Raw genomic sequence first — 15,414 nt, forward strand, 5'->3', positions numbered from 1 at the left:
TGGAAACATAAAAAAGGACCGCAAGGTCCTTTTTCATCACTACCGCTTAGTCATTGCTTGGCTTGTTCACCGCTTGAAGCACGTATTGCGGCAAGGCGAACGCGCCAATGTGGATTTCCGGGTTGTAGTAACGGGTGACGATGCCACTGCCAGCGAAGCGCTGCTGCAGGGTTTCACGCGACAGTTTACGGTAGGCGGTGTTTTTCGCGCCCCAGGCAAAGGTCATGGCACCGCCGATGTAGGTCGGGACGGCCGCCTGATAAAAATGCCAGTCCGCAAACAGGCTACGCAGGCGACCGGCGGTGGTCTGGACTTCGCCCAGTTGCATGAACGGCGTGCCGTTCTGGGTCACCAGGATACCGCCGTCGTTCAGGCAACGGTGGCAGGCCTGGTAGAAGTTCTCCGAAAACAGGACTTCGCCTGGACCGATCGGGTCGGTGGAGTCGGAGATGATCACGTCGAACTTTTCCTGGGTGGTGGCCACAAAACGCATGCCGTCATCGATCACCAGGTTCAAGCGCGGGTCATCGTAGGCACCCTTGGAGTGGTTCGGCAGGAACTCCTTGCACATGTCGACCACCATGCCGTCGATTTCGACCATGGTGATGTGCTCGACGCTGCGGTGCTTGGCCACTTCACGCAGCATGCCACCGTCGCCACCGCCAATGATCAGCACGCGCTTGGCAGTGCCGTGGGCGAGGATCGGTACGTGGGTGAGCATCTCGTGGTAGATGAATTCGTCGGCTTCGGTGGTCTGGATCACACCGTCCAGCGCCATGACCCGGCCCATGCGCGGGTTTTCGAAAATGACCAGGTGCTGGTGTTCGGTACGCACTTCGTGCAGCAGCTTGTCCATGCGAAAACGCTGGCCATAGCCTTCGTAGAGGGTTTCCAGGTAGTCGTTGGTCGTGTTGGTGCTCATGGGAAGTCCCCCGGTGAATGCTGGTGGCAACGGACGGTTACCCGCCCATGATGGCCAATCGATCGGCTCGATTGACCAGCAAAGGCGCGCATTCTACGACGCAGAACATGACAGGTCGAACCTTAGTCAGGCAGAAGATATTTCCAAGGCTCTCGCAGGGAGAATGTGCCGGCCTTGCGGGCACTGTCAGATCCGCACGTTGCCTCTTGGCCCCGCGATAGCCCAGATGATCAGGCCCAGCACCGGCAGGACCAGAATCACCACGACCCAGATGATTTTCGTCCCGGTCCCGACGCTGCTTTTAAACACGTTGAGGATCGCCCAGATGTCCAGCGCAAGGATAATCAGGCCAACCAGGCTATTGAAGGTAGAACCCATGGTGTCGCTCCCGAAAGAAGGCATTCCCTCTCAGGATAGCCGGGTCCTGCAAGGGCTCCGTTTTATTGCGCGTTAAACGTGGACAGCCACTTTCAACGCTTCCAGGGACGGCGCAGCGCTGATACCAGCCTCGGCACACAACTCCAGTACCCGCTCCACGTCTTTGCCGAAGACCAGCACCGCCTGGATCTCGTCATCGAGCGGCTGACTGAGGTTCACCAGGGTGTAGCCGCCGTTTTCCGGGTTCATGCTGCCCATCTGTATCTGGATACGGTTGAGCGCCGTCAGCGCTTCGGTCTTGGCCAGTTGCTTGGGCTTGATGTTGAACGCCACATCCGGGCCGAACGAGGCGACGATCTGGGCGAACAAGTCCATGTAGGTGTCGGCCTGAAACAACACGGTCTCCGGCAAGCTGCCCACCACCACCCACTCACCCAACGGAATCGGGAAAGTGTCGTCGTAGTTGATATCCGGATTGGCCGCCAGAAAGGCGTCTGGATCGGCGTAGGCCTGGGTGGCTTCGTCGGCGATTTGCACAATCTCCACCTCGCTCATGCAGCCGGAGCTGATTTTGCTGATGAGTTCGATGAGTGCGGCTTTCATGGCGGATCCTGTAGCGAAGGGAATGTCAGGGCGCGAAGGATAACGCATTCGACGGCAGATGCCGAAGCTGCAGGAACTGGCTTGGCAGTTCCCACAGGCTGCCCGTTACGCTCGAATCAATCTTCAGCCCAGCAGTTTCTGCAACTGCGCCGTGGTATCGGTCGCGCCCATGGTTCTGGCCGCTTCCAGTGCCGTGATGCCGTTGGCGTCCTTGGCCTTGGGGTCGGCCCCCTGGCTGATCAGGTAATCGACGATGGCCGAGCGGTTGAACATCGCCGCCATCATCAACGCCGTGCGCCCGTCAAAGGACGAACCCTCTACCTCGGCACCGCCTTCGACCAGCACCTTGACCGTGTCCAGGTCGCCCTTGAAGGCAGCCCCGGCAATCGGGCTTTGGCCATTGTCGTTACGAATTTCCGGATCGGCCTTGTGTTCCAGCAACACTTTCACGGCATCGACATGACCGTGATAGGCCGCCAGCATCAGCAAGGTGTCACCCTTGTGGTTGCGCAGATTCGGTGGCAGGCCCTTGCTCAGCAGTGCGGCGAGCATCGCCGCGTCGCCGTCTCGGGCTTTGTTGAATACCTGTTCGGCAAACTCCGCGGCTTCTTCCGGGGTCATCTGGCGGGATTTGTCTGACATTGAGGGCTCCACATTCGGTCAATCGCAAAGCCGCTAGTGTCCTCAAGCGGCCTTGCACCTGTCACCCCTTTTTTCTCTCCTGCGGCCATAGCCAGAATCAATAACGAAACTTGCCGTCATGGATATCCGCCAACACCTGTTCGGTGACTTGCACGTAGGTGTCAGAGCCCGGTAACCAGGCATAGACCGGATCGTCGCCGGTTTTTCCCGGATCGAAGGCTTCGTCCTTGAGGCGGGTCTTCTGGTACTTGAAGGTCCCGGTGGTTTCCATTTTCACTTTCACCCGCAAAAACAACGGCACGGCATACGCCGGCATTTGCGCCCGGGCAAAACTCAGCAACTCGCCAAAATCCAGGGTGGCCAGGGATTCGGCCGGCGTGATGGCCGCCATGCCGGCCCGACCGTTGGTGTTGTGGATTTCTACGCCGTAGGCCACTGCCTCGGCAATATGCGGATGCTGCAGCAGGATGTTCTCGACCTCGGTGGTCGAGACGTTCTCACCCTTCCAACGGTAGGTATCGCCAAGACGGTCGACGAACTGGGCATGGCCGAAGCCGATGTTCCTGAGCAAGTCACCGGTATTGAAGTAGCGGTCGCCTTTTTCAAACACATCATGGAGCACGACCTTCGCGGTTTTCTGCGGGTCGGTGTAGCCGTCCAGCGGCGCCTTGTCATCGATCCTTGCCAGCAACAGGCCTTCCTGCCCCTTACCGACCTTCTGCATGAAGCCCTTGCTGTTGCGGATCGGCGCGCAACTGTCGTGGGCGTATTCGACCAACTCCCAGGACATCAACGAGAAACCGATGGTGTTGTCAAAGTTCAGAATGTTGGTGAAACCGATGTTGCCGTCACTGGCGGCATACAGTTCACATATGTGGTTGATCCCGAAGCGCTGCTTGAACTCGCTCCAGACGCCGGGGCGCAGGCCGTTGCCGACCATCTTGACCACCGGGTTGTCACGGTCGTCGGCGCTGGCCGGTTGATCAATCAGATAACGGCACAACTCACCGACGTAACCGATGGTGGTCGCCCGGTATTTACGCACATCGTTCCAGAACTGACTGGCGCTGAATTTGCGCCGAATGGCAAAGCCCGACGCGCCATTGATCGCCGAGCCCCAGCACACGCAAAGCCCCGTGGCGTGGTACAGCGGCAAGGTGCAATAGACGATGTCCCCGGGGCCCATGTCCAGCGCGATCATGCCGAAGCTGGCGGACGAGCGCATCCAGCGACCGTGCTTGAACACGCCGGCCTTGGGCAACCCGGTCGTGCCGGAAGTGTAGATATAGAAGCAAGGGTCGTCGAGGTACACCTGTTGGCTGCTGAGCGAGTTTTCGCTTGAACCGTCGGCACTGACGCGCATCAAGTTGATGAAGCCGGCTGGCGCCTGTCCGGGGTCCCGGGACGTATCCTGGTCAGCCACCCACCAGGTCCTGGCGGCCTCGATCGACACCCGATCACGAATCGCCGAATAGGCCTCGACCAGTTCCTCGCCCACCACGATGGCCACCGGGTTGACCAGATTCACACTGTGCACCAGCGCCTGCTGGGTTTGCGAGGTATTGAGCATGGCACTGATGGCGCCGAGCTTGGCGACGGCCAGTACCGTGACCAGCAGTTCCGGACGGTTCTCGATGAAGATCCCGACCACATCGCCCTTGCCGATACCCTGGGCATGCAAGTGATGGGCGATCCGGTTGGCCCACTGGTTGGCTTGGGCATAACTGAGGCTGACCGTGCCATGCAGCAACGCCGGCCCCTCGGGGTTGCGCTGCGTCGCCTGCTCAAAGGTAAACGCCAGGCCGCAGGGCTGGTCCGGCTGTTTGACGTTGGCGACTTTGAGCCCCTTGACCACCCGTGGCAGGGCTTTGACGATGGACGGCAACTTACGGAGCATCATGCCCCAGGTAATCATGTCCTTGTGCGTGCTGCTCATGGTTGCTCCCGTATGACCCACTGCGTCGGGCCTGTTTTGTTATTGTCGGGCGAACATGCATGACGGGGTGTTCGGGGCAACTTCATCCCGGTATGAGAAACGACAGGAAAACCCTCGGACGCCTGGCTGCAGGCCAAAAAGTACGCCAGCGGTTCTGTCGCTGTACACGCGGTTTTTGAAATGTTTTGTATCCGAGAGAGTGTTACCGGCAATCACGCGAGAATGAATGACAGCGCCCGCCGCGCTCCGCGCAAAATGCAGGATGCACGATGGCCACTCATGCAAAATGCACGAATGCAAAAACAAGCCAATTGATTAACTTATTGATTTATAAGAATTTAATTAAAACTGAATGCTGGCACAATCAGTGCACCTATCACTCCACATGGCCCTTCATGCACACACGGAGCTGATAGACATGGACCTGATCCAAGAGAAGTTTTCCTCACTGTTCTCCCACTTCGCCGTCACGACGCAGGAGCGTCCCGACGGCGGCATTTTGCTGACCTTGCGCAGCAGCGACGGCAGAGAGTTCAAGCGTTCGATTTCCTATGCGCAGTTGCATGCCGGCGATCAACTGTCCTGGGCGATCAGCGCCATACGGCGCGACCTGGCCGAACAGGCCAGCGAACTGCCGCAGATTTCCATGCTGCAGAGCCAGCAGCGCTTCGCCTTGCCGACCTATTACTCGGCCTGAGCAGTACCGCTTCCCGTTGGGTGGCCAGGCGTTGCGCCTGGCCGCCCTTTTTACGTCACAGGTGCGCCGGATCGATCTGGGCAAAGGTCGTGACGCTCACATGCCCCGCCAGCTCACCCCCTTCGCGCACCAGGCCGCGGGTGGCCATGCCGGCCTCGCGGGCGGCGTCGAGTTCCTGCACGATGTCGGACAGGAACAGGATCTGCGCCGCTTCACAACCGATGGCCTGGGCAATGCGCTGGTAGGACTGCGCTTCACGCTTGGGGCCGGACGTGGTGTCGAAGTAACCGCTGAACAGCGGTGTCAGGTCGCCCGCCTCCGAGCAACCGAAGATCAGCTTCTGCGCCTGGATCGATCCCGAGGAATAAACAAACAGTTGATACCCCGCATCGTGCCAGCGTTTCAGCGCATCAACGGCGTCCGGGTACACATGCCCCTTCAACTGCCCGGCCTGGTAACCCTGCTCCCAGACCATGCCTTGCAATGCCTTGAGGGGCGTGGCCTTGCGGTCTTCGGCGATCCAGCCCAACAGAATCTCGATGACTCGCTCCACATCGGCATCGGGCTCGGCACTGTCCTGGCGCACCGCGTCCAGCTGGAGGGCCACGTCCGCGCGTTGCGCCTGCTGGCGGACAAACGCCGGCAGGTGCTGGGCGGCATAGGGGAACAACACATCGAACACAAAACTCACCGCGCTGGTGGTGCCTTCGATGTCAGTCAGAATGGCTTTGATGGTCATGCGCTCAATCCTCCAGGCGCGGGAAGCGGCCGGCAATGTCGTCGCCGGTGAAGTTGGCCACCCAGCCTTCGGGATTGTTGAACAGGCGGATCGCCACGAAGTGCGGGTGCTCGCCCATGTCGAACCAGTGCCGGGTGCCGGCCGGAACCGAGATCAGGTCGTTTTTCTCGCACAGCACCGCGTACACGTAGTCATCGATGTGCAGGGTGAACAGGCCACGCCCGGCCACGAAAAACCGCACTTCGTCTTCACCATGCCGATGCTCTTCAAGGAACTTGGCCCGCAGTTCGGCTTTTTGCGGGTGATCACTGTTCAGGCTGATCACGTCGACGGTGACGTAGCCGCCCTCGGTCATCAGTTGGTCGATCTGCACCTGGTAGGCCGCAATCACCTCTTCCTGGCTGGCGCCGGGCTGGATCTTCGCCGCCGCTTGCCAACGGTCGAAGCGCACACCCTGTTCAGCCAGGGTCGAGGCAATGTCGTCAAAGTGGGTCAAGACCTTGTTTGGCAGGTCCGGGCTTGAGACGTGGTAAACAGACAGGCTGCTCATGCTGGCGATTCCTCGTTAGCGGCGCTGCCGTCCGTTTTTCTACAGACCGGTTGGGCAGCGCGGTTCATCAGGCGGTGGGCGACTTCAATGAAGTCAGCCTTGACGGTGGGTCAGCGAGCGCACTTTCAACTCGCACTCGAACAGAAATTCAAAAGCCTCGATCTGGCGCAAGGCATCGCTCATGCCCGCACCCCAGGTATAGAGGCCATGACCGCGAATCAGGTAGCCGACGCACTCCGGGTGAGCGTCCAGCCAAGGCTGCACCTTGGCGGCCAGGCGGGCAATGTCCTGATCGTTGTCAAAGATCGGCACCCGCACGCGCGACTCGTGGGTTGAAACGCCGCTGAAGGCTTTTTGCAGTTCGTAGTCTTCAAACTCGATGTAGTCCTGGGGCGTCAGGCGCGACAGCACCGTGGCGTTCACCGAGTGGGTGTGCAGCACCGCGCCGATCTCCGGGCGCCAGCTGTACAGCTGAGTGTGCAGCAGGGTTTCGGCGGACGGCTTCTTGCCCGGCTCCAGGCTGTTGCCTGCCAGATCGGTGGCCAGCACGTCATCCAGGCCCAGTTGGCCTTTATGCTTGCCGGAAACGGTCAACAGCGCTTGGCTGGCCGACAGCCGCGTCGAGTAGTTGCTGCTGGTGGCCGGCGACCAGCCGCGGCCATAGAGAAAACGCCCGGCGTCGATGATTTGCTGGGCGAGGTGTTCACGGGTAAGGCTCATGGCCTGTCCTCTTGCATACGTGTGGCAATGATAACGGCTGCAGCCAGAGCTGCGAGACTGGCAATACTAAAGGTCAAGGTGGCGCCCAGGGCGTTCCAGCTGTAACCGGAATACAACGCACCCAATGCACCGCCGATGCCGGCCAGTGCCGCGTACAACGCCTGGCCCTGCCCTTGCTGGCGGGCACCGAAGCTACGTTGCACGAAATGGATGGCAGCGGCGTGAAAGCTGCCGAAGGTCGCCGCGTGCAGTATTTGCGCGAACAGCAGCACCCACAAAAATTCCGCGAATGAGCCCAGCAACAACCAGCGCAAGGCCGCCAGCAGGAAACTCGCCATCAGCACCCGGCGCACCGAGAACCGCGCCAGGATCCGGCTCATGAACAAGAACACCAAGACTTCGGCCACTACGCCCAGGGCCCAGAGCAGACCGATCACACCGCGGCTATAGCCCAGATGTTCCAGGTGCAGGGTCAGGAAAGTGTAATAGGGCCCGTGGCTCATCTGCATCAGTGCCACGCACCCGTAAAACGCCAGCACGCCGGGGCTGCCCAATTGCTTGAGGAAGCCCTCCCCGGCCGGGCGATTGCCTTGCGCCGGCTGCGCGTTCGGCACCCACAGGCTGCTAACGACGATCCCGGCCATGATCAGCACCAGCGCCACCGGGTAGATGTCCAGGCTCAGCCATTGGAACAGCCGCCCCAACGCCACCACGGTGATGATGAAGCCGATCGAGCCCCACAAACGGATCTGACTGTAGCGTGCGGCCTGGCCCTGCAAATGTGCCAGGGTGATGACTTCGAACTGCGGCAACACCGCGTGCCAGAAAAACGCATGCAGGGCCATGACCATCGCCAGCCAAGCGTAGCTTTTGCTGATGAAGATCAGCGAGAACGTCAGCAGCGTACAGACCGCACCGAAGCGCACGATGGCCAGGCGCCGGCCGGTGTAGTCACCGAGCCAGCCCCAGATATTGGGCGCGACGCAGCGCATGAGCATCGGAATCGCCACCAGTTCGCCAATGCGCGCAGTGGAAAAACCCAGGTGATCGAAATACAGCGCCAGGAACGGCGCGGTCGAACCGAGCAAGGCGAAATAGAACAGATAAAAGCTGGAGAGCCGCCAGTACGGGAGTGCCGCCACGGCCATCAGACCGCAGCGACGTCAGGGCATGGCTTCACAGCTGGCCCAGCACCGGAGTGCTGACGCGCACGTCGGCGTTTTGCCCGCGATGGCGCAGCAAGTGGTCCATCAGCACGATCGCCATCATGGCCTCGGCAATGGGGGTAGCACGAATGCCGACGCACGGGTCATGACGGCCCTTGGTGATGACCTCCACCGGGTTGCCGTGGATATCGATCGAACGGCCCGGCGTGGTGATGCTCGACGTGGGCTTGAGGGCCAGGTGCGCAACGATCGGCTGGCCGGACGAAATGCCGCCCAGGATGCCGCCGGCGTTGTTGCTGAGGAAGCCTTCAGGGGTCATCTCGTCGCGGTGCTCGGTGCCGCGCTGGGCCACGCTGGCGAAACCGGCGCCGATTTCCACACCCTTGACCGCGTTGATGCTCATCAGCGCGTGAGCCAGTTCGGCATCGAGACGGTCGAAGATCGGCTCGCCCAGACCCGGCTTCACGCCTTCGGCCACCACGGTAATCTTCGCGCCGACTGAATCCTGGTCGCGACGCAGTTGATCCATGTACGCCTCAAGCTCGGGCACTTTGTCCGGATCCGGGCTGAAAAACGCATTCTGCTCGACCGAGTCCCAGGTCTTGAACGGGATTTCGATCGGACCCAACTGGCTCATGTAGCCACGGATCACGATGCCTTGGGTGGCCAGGTATTTCTTGGCAATCGCCCCGGCGGCCACGCGCATGGCGGTTTCGCGGGCGGAACTGCGGCCGCCGCCGCGATAGTCGCGCTCGCCGTATTTGTGGTGGTAGGTGTAGTCGGCGTGGGCCGGGCGGAACAGGTCCTTGATCGCCGAGTAGTCCTTGGACTTCTGGTCGGTGTTGCGGATCAACAGGCCAATGGAGCACCCGGTGGTGCGACCTTCGAACACGCCAGAGAGGATTTCGACTTCGTCGGCTTCCTGACGCTGGGTGGTGTGGCGGCTGGTGCCCGGCTTGCGCCGGTCCAGGTCGCGCTGCAGGTCATCCAGGGACAACTCAAGGCCCGGCGGGCAGCCGTCGACAATGGCGACCAACGCCGGACCATGGCTTTCGCCCGCGGTGGTGACAGTGAACAGCTTGCCGTAGGTATTGCCGGACATGCAGGGCGCTCCGTGAAATCGCTGAACTAAGTGCGCGCCAGTATACGCAGGCTCACCAAGTAGTTCATCCTCGAACCTTATCGGTGCCCGTGAGTCCAACCGACACCTTGTGAATGATGGCGAGATAATGCTTCGAGTAATAGCCTTGAGCCTTACCCTGTTTACCGGCCTGCTTTCCAGTGTGGTCCAGGCCACCGTCCTGCAACGCCCCATCAGCCTGGAGACCGGCAACGGCGAGCTGTTCGGCTCGATGTTGCTGCCAAAATCCGACGCCCCGGTGCCGGTGGTACTGATCATTTCCGGGTCAGGCCCGACGGATCGCAATGGCAACAACCCGGAGGGTGGCAAAAACGACAGCCTCAAGCGCCTGGCCTGGGTGCTGGCCAAACACAACATCGCCAGCGTGCGCTACGACAAGCGTGGCGTGGCGGCGAGCCTGGCGGCCACCCCGGACGAACGCGACCTGACCCTTGAGGCCTACGTGGCGGACGCCGTGGCCTGGGGCCAGAAACTCAAGACCGACCCGCGCCTGGGGCCGTTGATCCTGCTGGGGCACAGCGAAGGTGCGCTGATTGCCACGCTCGCCGCGCCACAGGTGGATGCCGCCGGGCTGATCTCCGTGGCCGGCAGTGCCAGACCGGTGGACCAGATCCTGCGCCAGCAATTGAGTTACCGCTTGCCCCCGCAGTTGATGCTGCGCAGTAACGAACTGCTGGACAGCCTCAAGGCCGGACAGGTGGATGACAATGTCCCGTCCGCCTTGCAAGTGATCTTCCGCCCCAGCGTGCAACCGTACCTGATCACCCTGTTTCGCCAGGACCCGGCCGCCGCCTTCGCCAGGCTGAAAATGCCGGCACTGATTATCCAGGGCAGCCACGACATCCAGGTGAGTGTCAGTGATGCGCAGATGCTCAAGGCTGCCAAGCCCGACGCTCAGTTGGCGGTGATCGAGGGCATGAACCATGTGATGCGCATCGTGCCCATCGACGTCAAGCGGCAAGTGGCCTCCTACAAGGACCCGCAACTGCCCCTGGCCGCCGAACTTGGCTCACGCATTCTCAGCTTTATTGACGGACTTCGTCCCAGTTAAGCCGGTTTTACCCTCCAGTCCTGGAAAAAGCGGCCGATAAGCCGATGTCGACCGTTGATGAACGGTCGACAAGCAGCGCTTGGACAGGACCTCACCGCTATGACTGATACCCAGAATTCACCCGACACCGCGCCAGCAGCAACGGCCACAGAAGCGGTTGAGCTGCCGTGGCCGGACGTCCAGCCCGAGCACCACAGAATGCTGCGCCTGGCGCCGCTGAAAACCGACCGGGCGACCGGCGGGCGGCCATTGCGCTTTGTGGAATTCGGCTACGCCGAGCGCAACAACCACGAACGCAGCCTGCTGCGCATGAGCATCGCCCTGCCCGGCCAGCGGGTGCGCAAAGAGCAGAACCACCTGGATGTCTGGGTTGATCACGAGGCCCGACGCGTGCACTTCGAGCCGGCCAGCGGTCTGCAGATCGAGCCGATGAATCGCGGCATTGGCCGCTTCCTGGCCGCGCAGGGCATCACCTGGGCAAAGAAGAAATGGTCGAGCTACACCTTTGACGGCGTCGACCTGAACAACAAGGACGCCCTCAACGAAGACACCCGCCTGCGCCGCGATCACTTCCTGCGGGTGCATGGTTTTGATGTGGTCTACGCCGATGCCCAGCATTTGAAAGGCAGTGTCAAAGCCGGCAAGGTCGGCGACCTGCTAGCCGACTGGAACACCGAAAAGCTGCAGTTCGTGGAAATCCTCGAAGCCGCGCAGATGCTGCAGCAAGCCGAGCAGAATCTGGCCGAACAGGAAGTCAAACTGCAAAAGCAGGAAGAGAAAGTCAGCCAGTACAAACGCGAAGACACTGGACTGCGCTTCACCATCACCTGTCTGGTGGCGTTTTCGGTGTTCCAGGCGGGATTGCTGATCTGGATTGCTACGCACCGCTAAACCAGCAGTAACGAGCATTCCCACGCCGGGGCGTGGGAATGCTCAGGCGTCAGACGCGGGCAGCAAACAACGCCTGATGCTCACGGCATTGCTCGGCGCTGAGCATGAACACGCCATGACCGCCTCGTTCGAAGTCCAGCCAGGCGAAGTCGACTTCCGGGTACAACGCCTCGACATGCACCTGGCTGTTGCCCACTTCAACGATCAACAAGCCTTTCTCGGTCAAGTGATCGGCCGCCTCGGCCAGCATCCGCCGAACCAGGTTCAAGCCATCGTCGCCGCAAGCCAGGCCCAGTTCTGGCTCGTGCTGGTACTCGTCCGGCATGTCGGCAAAGTCTTCGGCGTCCACGTAGGGCGGGTTGGACACGATCAGGTCGAAACGCTGCCCTGGCAAACCGTCGAAGCCATCGCCCTGAACGGTGTACACCCGCTCATCGACGCCATGGCGCTCAATGTTTTGATTAGCCACTTCCAGCGCTTCGAACGACAGGTCCGCCAGCACCACTTCGGCCTTCGGGAACTCGTAGGCGCAGGCAATGCCGATGCAGCCGGAACCGGTGCACAGGTCGAGAATGCGCGCCGGTTCAGTGCCCAGCCACGGCGTGAAGCGGTTTTCGATCAGCTCGCCAATCGGCGAACGCGGGATCAAGACACGCTCGTCGACGATGAACGACATGCCACAGAACCAGGCTTCACCCAACAGGTAGGCGGTCGGGATGCGCTCGTCGATACGCCGCTTGAGCAACCGTTGCAGATTGACCAGTTCGTCTTCTTCGAGCGCACAGTCCAGATAGCTGTCGGCGATTTCCCAGGGCAGGTGCAACGCGCCCAACACCAGCTGTCGGGCTTCGTCCCAGGCGTTGTCGGTCCCATGGCCGAAAAACAGATCCTCCCCATGAAAACGACTGACAGCCCAACGAATATGGTCGCGCAACGTGCGCAGACGGGAAGTGATCACGGGGTAGACTCCTGAAAAAACGACTGGCGATTCTACCAGTCTTGACCGGCACCGACGATGCAAGAAAGCTAATGACTCGGAAGTAGGATTAATCCATCTTTTCAGCTTTTGTATTGAACATCCGCCCGGCTCTTGAGAGTCTGCAGGCCAGCAACGACGGGGCCTACGATGGTAGCGGTTCACATAACTGCTCAGCCAGAGGACAATGGCGCAAAAGCCCCACTCGAAGGAGCCCCCGAATGTCCGTTCCAAAGACGATGTTTCAACTCAGCGGTCGTGGTTACGCGCCAGCCAACCTGGCCCACGCGACGCTGGTGATCATCGATGCCCAGAAAGAATACCTCAGCGGCCCGTTGGCCCTGTCCGGCATGGATGCTGCCGTCGACAACATCAAGCAGCTGCTTGCGGCCGCCCGCTCCGCCGCTCGGCCGATCGTGCATGTCCGTCACCTGGGCACCGTCGGTGGCCTGTTCGACCCGCAGGGCGAACGCGGTGAATTCATTCCCGGGCTGGAACCCTTGGCCGACGAAACCATCATCGGCAAACTGCTGCCGAGCGCGTTCCACGGCACGCCGCTGGAAAAACGCCTGCAAGACCTTGGTTCACTGGACCTGATCGTGTGCGGTTTCATGAGCCACTCCAGCGTCAGCACCACCGTGCGCGCCGCCAAGAACCTGGGCTTTCGCTGCACCTTGGTCGAAGATGCCTGCGCCACCCGGGACCTGCCTTTCAAAGGCGGCGTGCTGAGTGCCGAGCACGTGCAGCAGACCGAAATGGCGATCATGGCTGACAACTTCGCCACCCTGGCGCTGACCAAAGACCTGATCTGATCGCCCTGGACTGAGCGGCCCTTTGCGCCGCTCATCCGCAAAGGTCTCTCATTCCCTATAATTGAATTAGCCTCAGGAACCACCCGGTCATCTCCCGGTCGAAGGGCCGATACCCATTGAGGAAGATCGGAATGAAGATATCCGATGGATTTGACGCTCGCCGCTTGCGACCCAAGGGTCCGCGCAATTGGCGCTTTCGCATCGCCGCAGCCTGCTCCGCCCTGCTCGCCGCGTTTGGTGTGCTGCTGGCGATGGCCGGTGCCGCCAGCCTGTTGGGCCGCCCGCCCGCACTGGGTGAACTGAACGCCAGCCCGGTGGGCGCGGCGGTGATTCTCGGGCTGGGCCTGTTCCTGCTCTATGCAGGCGTTGCACTGTGGCGTCGCTGCCGGCGCCGGATGCGTCAACCCAGCGGGCTGAACATGGCGCCGCACTTGATGAAAAAGCATGACTGAGTCGCACCGACTTAGTCGCGCCGACTGCGTTTTGACGCACCCGATTCACCTCGACTTGGGTAAACTGGCCGCCCTTCGCGGAGGCTGACATGCAAGACGACGATTTTTCCCTGTTCAAAAGCGCGATCCAAGGCGTCAAGCCGATCAAGCACGATCGCGCCGAAACCGGCAAACCCAAGGCTGACTGCGCGCAGATCGCCAAGCTGCGCCAGGCGGCGACCATCCGTACCGACGTTGCCGCGGTAGACGGCCTGTCCGACCAGTTCGTGATCGACGTCGGCCCGGAAGACGAGTTGATGTGGGCGCGTGACGGTGTGCAGGAAAGCCAGATGCGCAAGCTCAAGATCGGGCAGATCCCGTTCGAAGGCAGCCTCGACCTGCACGGCATGAACGTCGAAAAGGCCCGCGAAACACTCTGGGCCTTTCTCGCCGAAGCGACAAAATTCGAAATCCGCTGCGTGCGCGTGACCCACGGCAAGGCTGTACGCCTGGACGGCAAACGGCCGATGATCAAAAGTCACGTCAACACCTGGCTGCGCCAGCATCCGCAGGTGCTTGGCTTCACCTCCTGTCAGGCCCGACACGGTGGCGCCGGAGCGGTTTATGTGATGCTCAAACGCACCATGATGGAAGGTCGCGACGAGTAAAGCTGACGCGTCGCGCTTGCAGCGCCGTGCCTGCCACCGTACCCTTGCCCTTTGCGTAAAATCCCACAGGTAGTTTCATGTCCCTGGAACAGAATTACACGGCGATCCTCGGCCAGCTGGGCGAAGACGTCTCCCGCGAAGGTCTGCTCGACACGCCAAAGCGTGCCGCCAAAGCCATGCAGTACCTTTGCCGCGGTTATGAACAATCGCTTGAAGAAGTCACCAACGGTGCCTTGTTCAGCTCCGACAACAGCGAAATGGTGCTGGTCAAGGACATCGAGCTCTACTCGTTGTGCGAACACCACCTGCTGCCTTTCATCGGCAAGGCGCATGTCGCTTACATTCCGAGTGGCAAGGTGCTGGGCCTGTCGAAAGTCGCGCGGATCGTCGATATGTACGCCCGCCGGCTGCAGATCCAGGAAAATCTCAGCCGCCAGATCGCCGATGCGGTCCAGCAGGTCACTGGTGCCCTGGGCGTTGCCGTCGTAATCGAAGCCAAGCACATGTGCATGATGATGCGCGGTGTGGAGAAACAGAACTCGACGATGATCACCTCCGTGATGCTCGGTGAGTTCCGCGAGAACGCGGCCACCCGCAGCGAGTTTCTCAGCCTGATCAAGTAACGCGCAGCACGAAAAAAACCGGCATTCATCGCCGGTTTGCATGTGGCTGGCTCTCACCAGAACCACATAAAAAACAAGGGCTTGCAGCGATGCAGGCCCTTGTTGTTTCTGGTCGGGGTTACGCTGGGACTACACTGCCGCTGGTCGGAATCTGTCGGAGCGCAGATTTCGTCCGGCACCTTGAAGGGAATAACGACTAGGCATTAAAGGACTACTCTCTTCTTTTCCACGGAGGAATCACGATGTCCAACGCAGACCTGCTCCCTTCCCTGCTTTTCAAGATAAACCAAAACCAGCTCGCCCTTGAGGCCGCCATCATGGAACTCACACTCTGGGTCGAACAGCGCGGATCGGGTCACGTTGCGGGCAACGTGCGCGGTGCGCTGGAAACAATTGGCAAGAACGAGGAGTTCATCAAGATGACCCTCGCGGTGATGATGACACCGGAATGACTACCTATTGACTGGA

At 60.7% G+C, this 15,414-nt stretch carries 19 protein-coding genes; 8 read left to right on the forward strand and 11 right to left on the reverse strand.

What is annotated here, in order from left to right; translation table 11 throughout:
• Positions 1–46: 46 nt before the first annotated feature.
• The 5 genes from speE to CKW07_RS05495 form a co-directional block, all read right to left on the reverse strand.
• A complete protein-coding gene (gene speE / locus CKW07_RS05475) occupies positions 47–922 on the reverse strand; it encodes a polyamine aminopropyltransferase (protein ID WP_095143942.1) in 876 nt (291 codons plus the stop codon).
• A 186-nt stretch (positions 923–1,108) separates the two neighbouring features.
• The gene (locus tag CKW07_RS05480; RefSeq protein ID WP_095143943.1) at positions 1,109–1,300 is read right to left on the reverse strand and encodes a PLDc N-terminal domain-containing protein; all 192 of its coding nucleotides are present in this window, start codon (positions 1,298–1,300) and stop codon (positions 1,109–1,111) included.
• A 72-nt stretch (positions 1,301–1,372) separates the two neighbouring features.
• Positions 1,373–1,903 (reverse strand): hypothetical protein, encoded by a 531-nt coding sequence (locus tag CKW07_RS05485; protein WP_095143944.1) that lies wholly within the window; start codon positions 1,901–1,903, stop codon positions 1,373–1,375.
• Positions 1,904–2,026: 123 nt separating this feature from the next.
• On the reverse strand, positions 2,027–2,545 hold the full coding sequence (locus CKW07_RS05490) for an ankyrin repeat domain-containing protein (RefSeq protein WP_095143945.1): 519 nt from the start codon (positions 2,543–2,545) through the stop codon (positions 2,027–2,029).
• A gap of 97 nt (positions 2,546–2,642) precedes the next feature.
• On the reverse strand, positions 2,643–4,481 hold the full coding sequence (locus CKW07_RS05495) for a long-chain-acyl-CoA synthetase (RefSeq protein ID WP_095143946.1): 1,839 nt from the start codon (positions 4,479–4,481) through the stop codon (positions 2,643–2,645).
• Positions 4,482–4,899: 418 nt separating this feature from the next.
• Between CKW07_RS05495 and CKW07_RS05500 the strand changes: the two genes are divergently transcribed.
• Entirely contained in the window at positions 4,900–5,178 is a 279-nt protein-coding gene (locus CKW07_RS05500) for a DUF3509 domain-containing protein (protein WP_095143947.1), read from the forward strand.
• A gap of 55 nt (positions 5,179–5,233) precedes the next feature.
• Here the strand turns inward: CKW07_RS05500 and mtnC are convergent, their stop codons facing one another.
• From mtnC to aroC, 5 genes are all read right to left on the reverse strand, one after another.
• Entirely contained in the window at positions 5,234–5,917 is a 684-nt protein-coding gene (mtnC, locus tag CKW07_RS05505; RefSeq protein ID WP_095078338.1) for an acireductone synthase, read from the reverse strand.
• Between the two features lie 4 nt (positions 5,918–5,921).
• A complete protein-coding gene (locus tag CKW07_RS05510; protein WP_095143948.1) occupies positions 5,922–6,467 on the reverse strand; it encodes an acireductone dioxygenase in 546 nt (181 codons plus the stop codon).
• Between the two features lie 93 nt (positions 6,468–6,560).
• Entirely contained in the window at positions 6,561–7,187 is a 627-nt protein-coding gene (locus tag CKW07_RS05515) for a methylthioribulose 1-phosphate dehydratase (RefSeq protein ID WP_095143949.1), read from the reverse strand.
• Positions 7,184–8,335, reverse strand: coding sequence for an MFS transporter (locus tag CKW07_RS05520; protein ID WP_176465275.1), 1,152 nt, complete (start codon positions 8,333–8,335; stop codon positions 7,184–7,186). Before CKW07_RS05520 ends, CKW07_RS05515 begins: the two co-directional genes overlap by 4 nt.
• A 28-nt stretch (positions 8,336–8,363) precedes the next feature.
• Positions 8,364–9,455: a chorismate synthase gene (gene aroC, locus CKW07_RS05525; protein WP_095143950.1), complete on the reverse strand. Its 1,092-nt coding sequence runs from the start codon at positions 9,453–9,455 to the stop codon at positions 8,364–8,366.
• Between the two features lie 79 nt (positions 9,456–9,534).
• Between aroC and CKW07_RS05530 the strand changes: the two genes are divergently transcribed.
• Positions 9,535–10,545, forward strand: coding sequence for an alpha/beta hydrolase (locus CKW07_RS05530; protein WP_176465280.1), 1,011 nt, complete (start codon positions 9,535–9,537; stop codon positions 10,543–10,545).
• A 99-nt stretch (positions 10,546–10,644) separates the two neighbouring features.
• Positions 10,645–11,436, forward strand: coding sequence for a hypothetical protein (locus CKW07_RS05535; protein WP_095143951.1), 792 nt, complete (start codon positions 10,645–10,647; stop codon positions 11,434–11,436).
• 49 nt (positions 11,437–11,485) lie between these two features.
• On the opposite strand, the gene prmB is transcribed toward CKW07_RS05535, so the two are convergent.
• Complete coding sequence (gene prmB, locus CKW07_RS05540; protein WP_095143952.1) at positions 11,486–12,394, reverse strand: 50S ribosomal protein L3 N(5)-glutamine methyltransferase; 909 nt, start codon at positions 12,392–12,394, stop codon at positions 11,486–11,488.
• Between the two features lie 239 nt (positions 12,395–12,633).
• On the opposite strand from prmB, the gene CKW07_RS05545 reads away from it, so the two are divergent.
• The 5 genes from CKW07_RS05545 to CKW07_RS05565 all read left to right on the forward strand — a co-directional run bounded on the left by CKW07_RS05545 (position 12,634) and on the right by CKW07_RS05565 (position 15,398).
• Entirely contained in the window at positions 12,634–13,224 is a 591-nt protein-coding gene (locus tag CKW07_RS05545; RefSeq protein ID WP_095143953.1) for a cysteine hydrolase family protein, read from the forward strand.
• Positions 13,225–13,355: 131 nt separating this feature from the next.
• Complete coding sequence (locus CKW07_RS05550) at positions 13,356–13,676, forward strand: hypothetical protein (protein WP_095143954.1); 321 nt, start codon at positions 13,356–13,358, stop codon at positions 13,674–13,676.
• A gap of 89 nt (positions 13,677–13,765) precedes the next feature.
• On the forward strand, positions 13,766–14,323 hold the full coding sequence (locus CKW07_RS05555) for a Smr/MutS family protein (RefSeq protein WP_095143955.1): 558 nt from the start codon (positions 13,766–13,768) through the stop codon (positions 14,321–14,323).
• A gap of 77 nt (positions 14,324–14,400) precedes the next feature.
• The gene (folE, locus tag CKW07_RS05560; protein ID WP_095078348.1) at positions 14,401–14,946 is read left to right on the forward strand and encodes a GTP cyclohydrolase I FolE; all 546 of its coding nucleotides are present in this window, start codon (positions 14,401–14,403) and stop codon (positions 14,944–14,946) included.
• A gap of 242 nt (positions 14,947–15,188) precedes the next feature.
• The gene (locus tag CKW07_RS05565) at positions 15,189–15,398 is read left to right on the forward strand and encodes a hypothetical protein (protein WP_095143956.1); all 210 of its coding nucleotides are present in this window, start codon (positions 15,189–15,191) and stop codon (positions 15,396–15,398) included.
• The last annotated feature ends 16 nt before the right edge of the window (positions 15,399–15,414 follow it).

The sequence above is a fragment of the Pseudomonas sp. Irchel s3b6 genome (assembly GCF_900187415.1).
In the GTDB taxonomy this organism is placed as follows: Bacteria; Pseudomonadota; Gammaproteobacteria; order Pseudomonadales; family Pseudomonadaceae; genus Aquipseudomonas.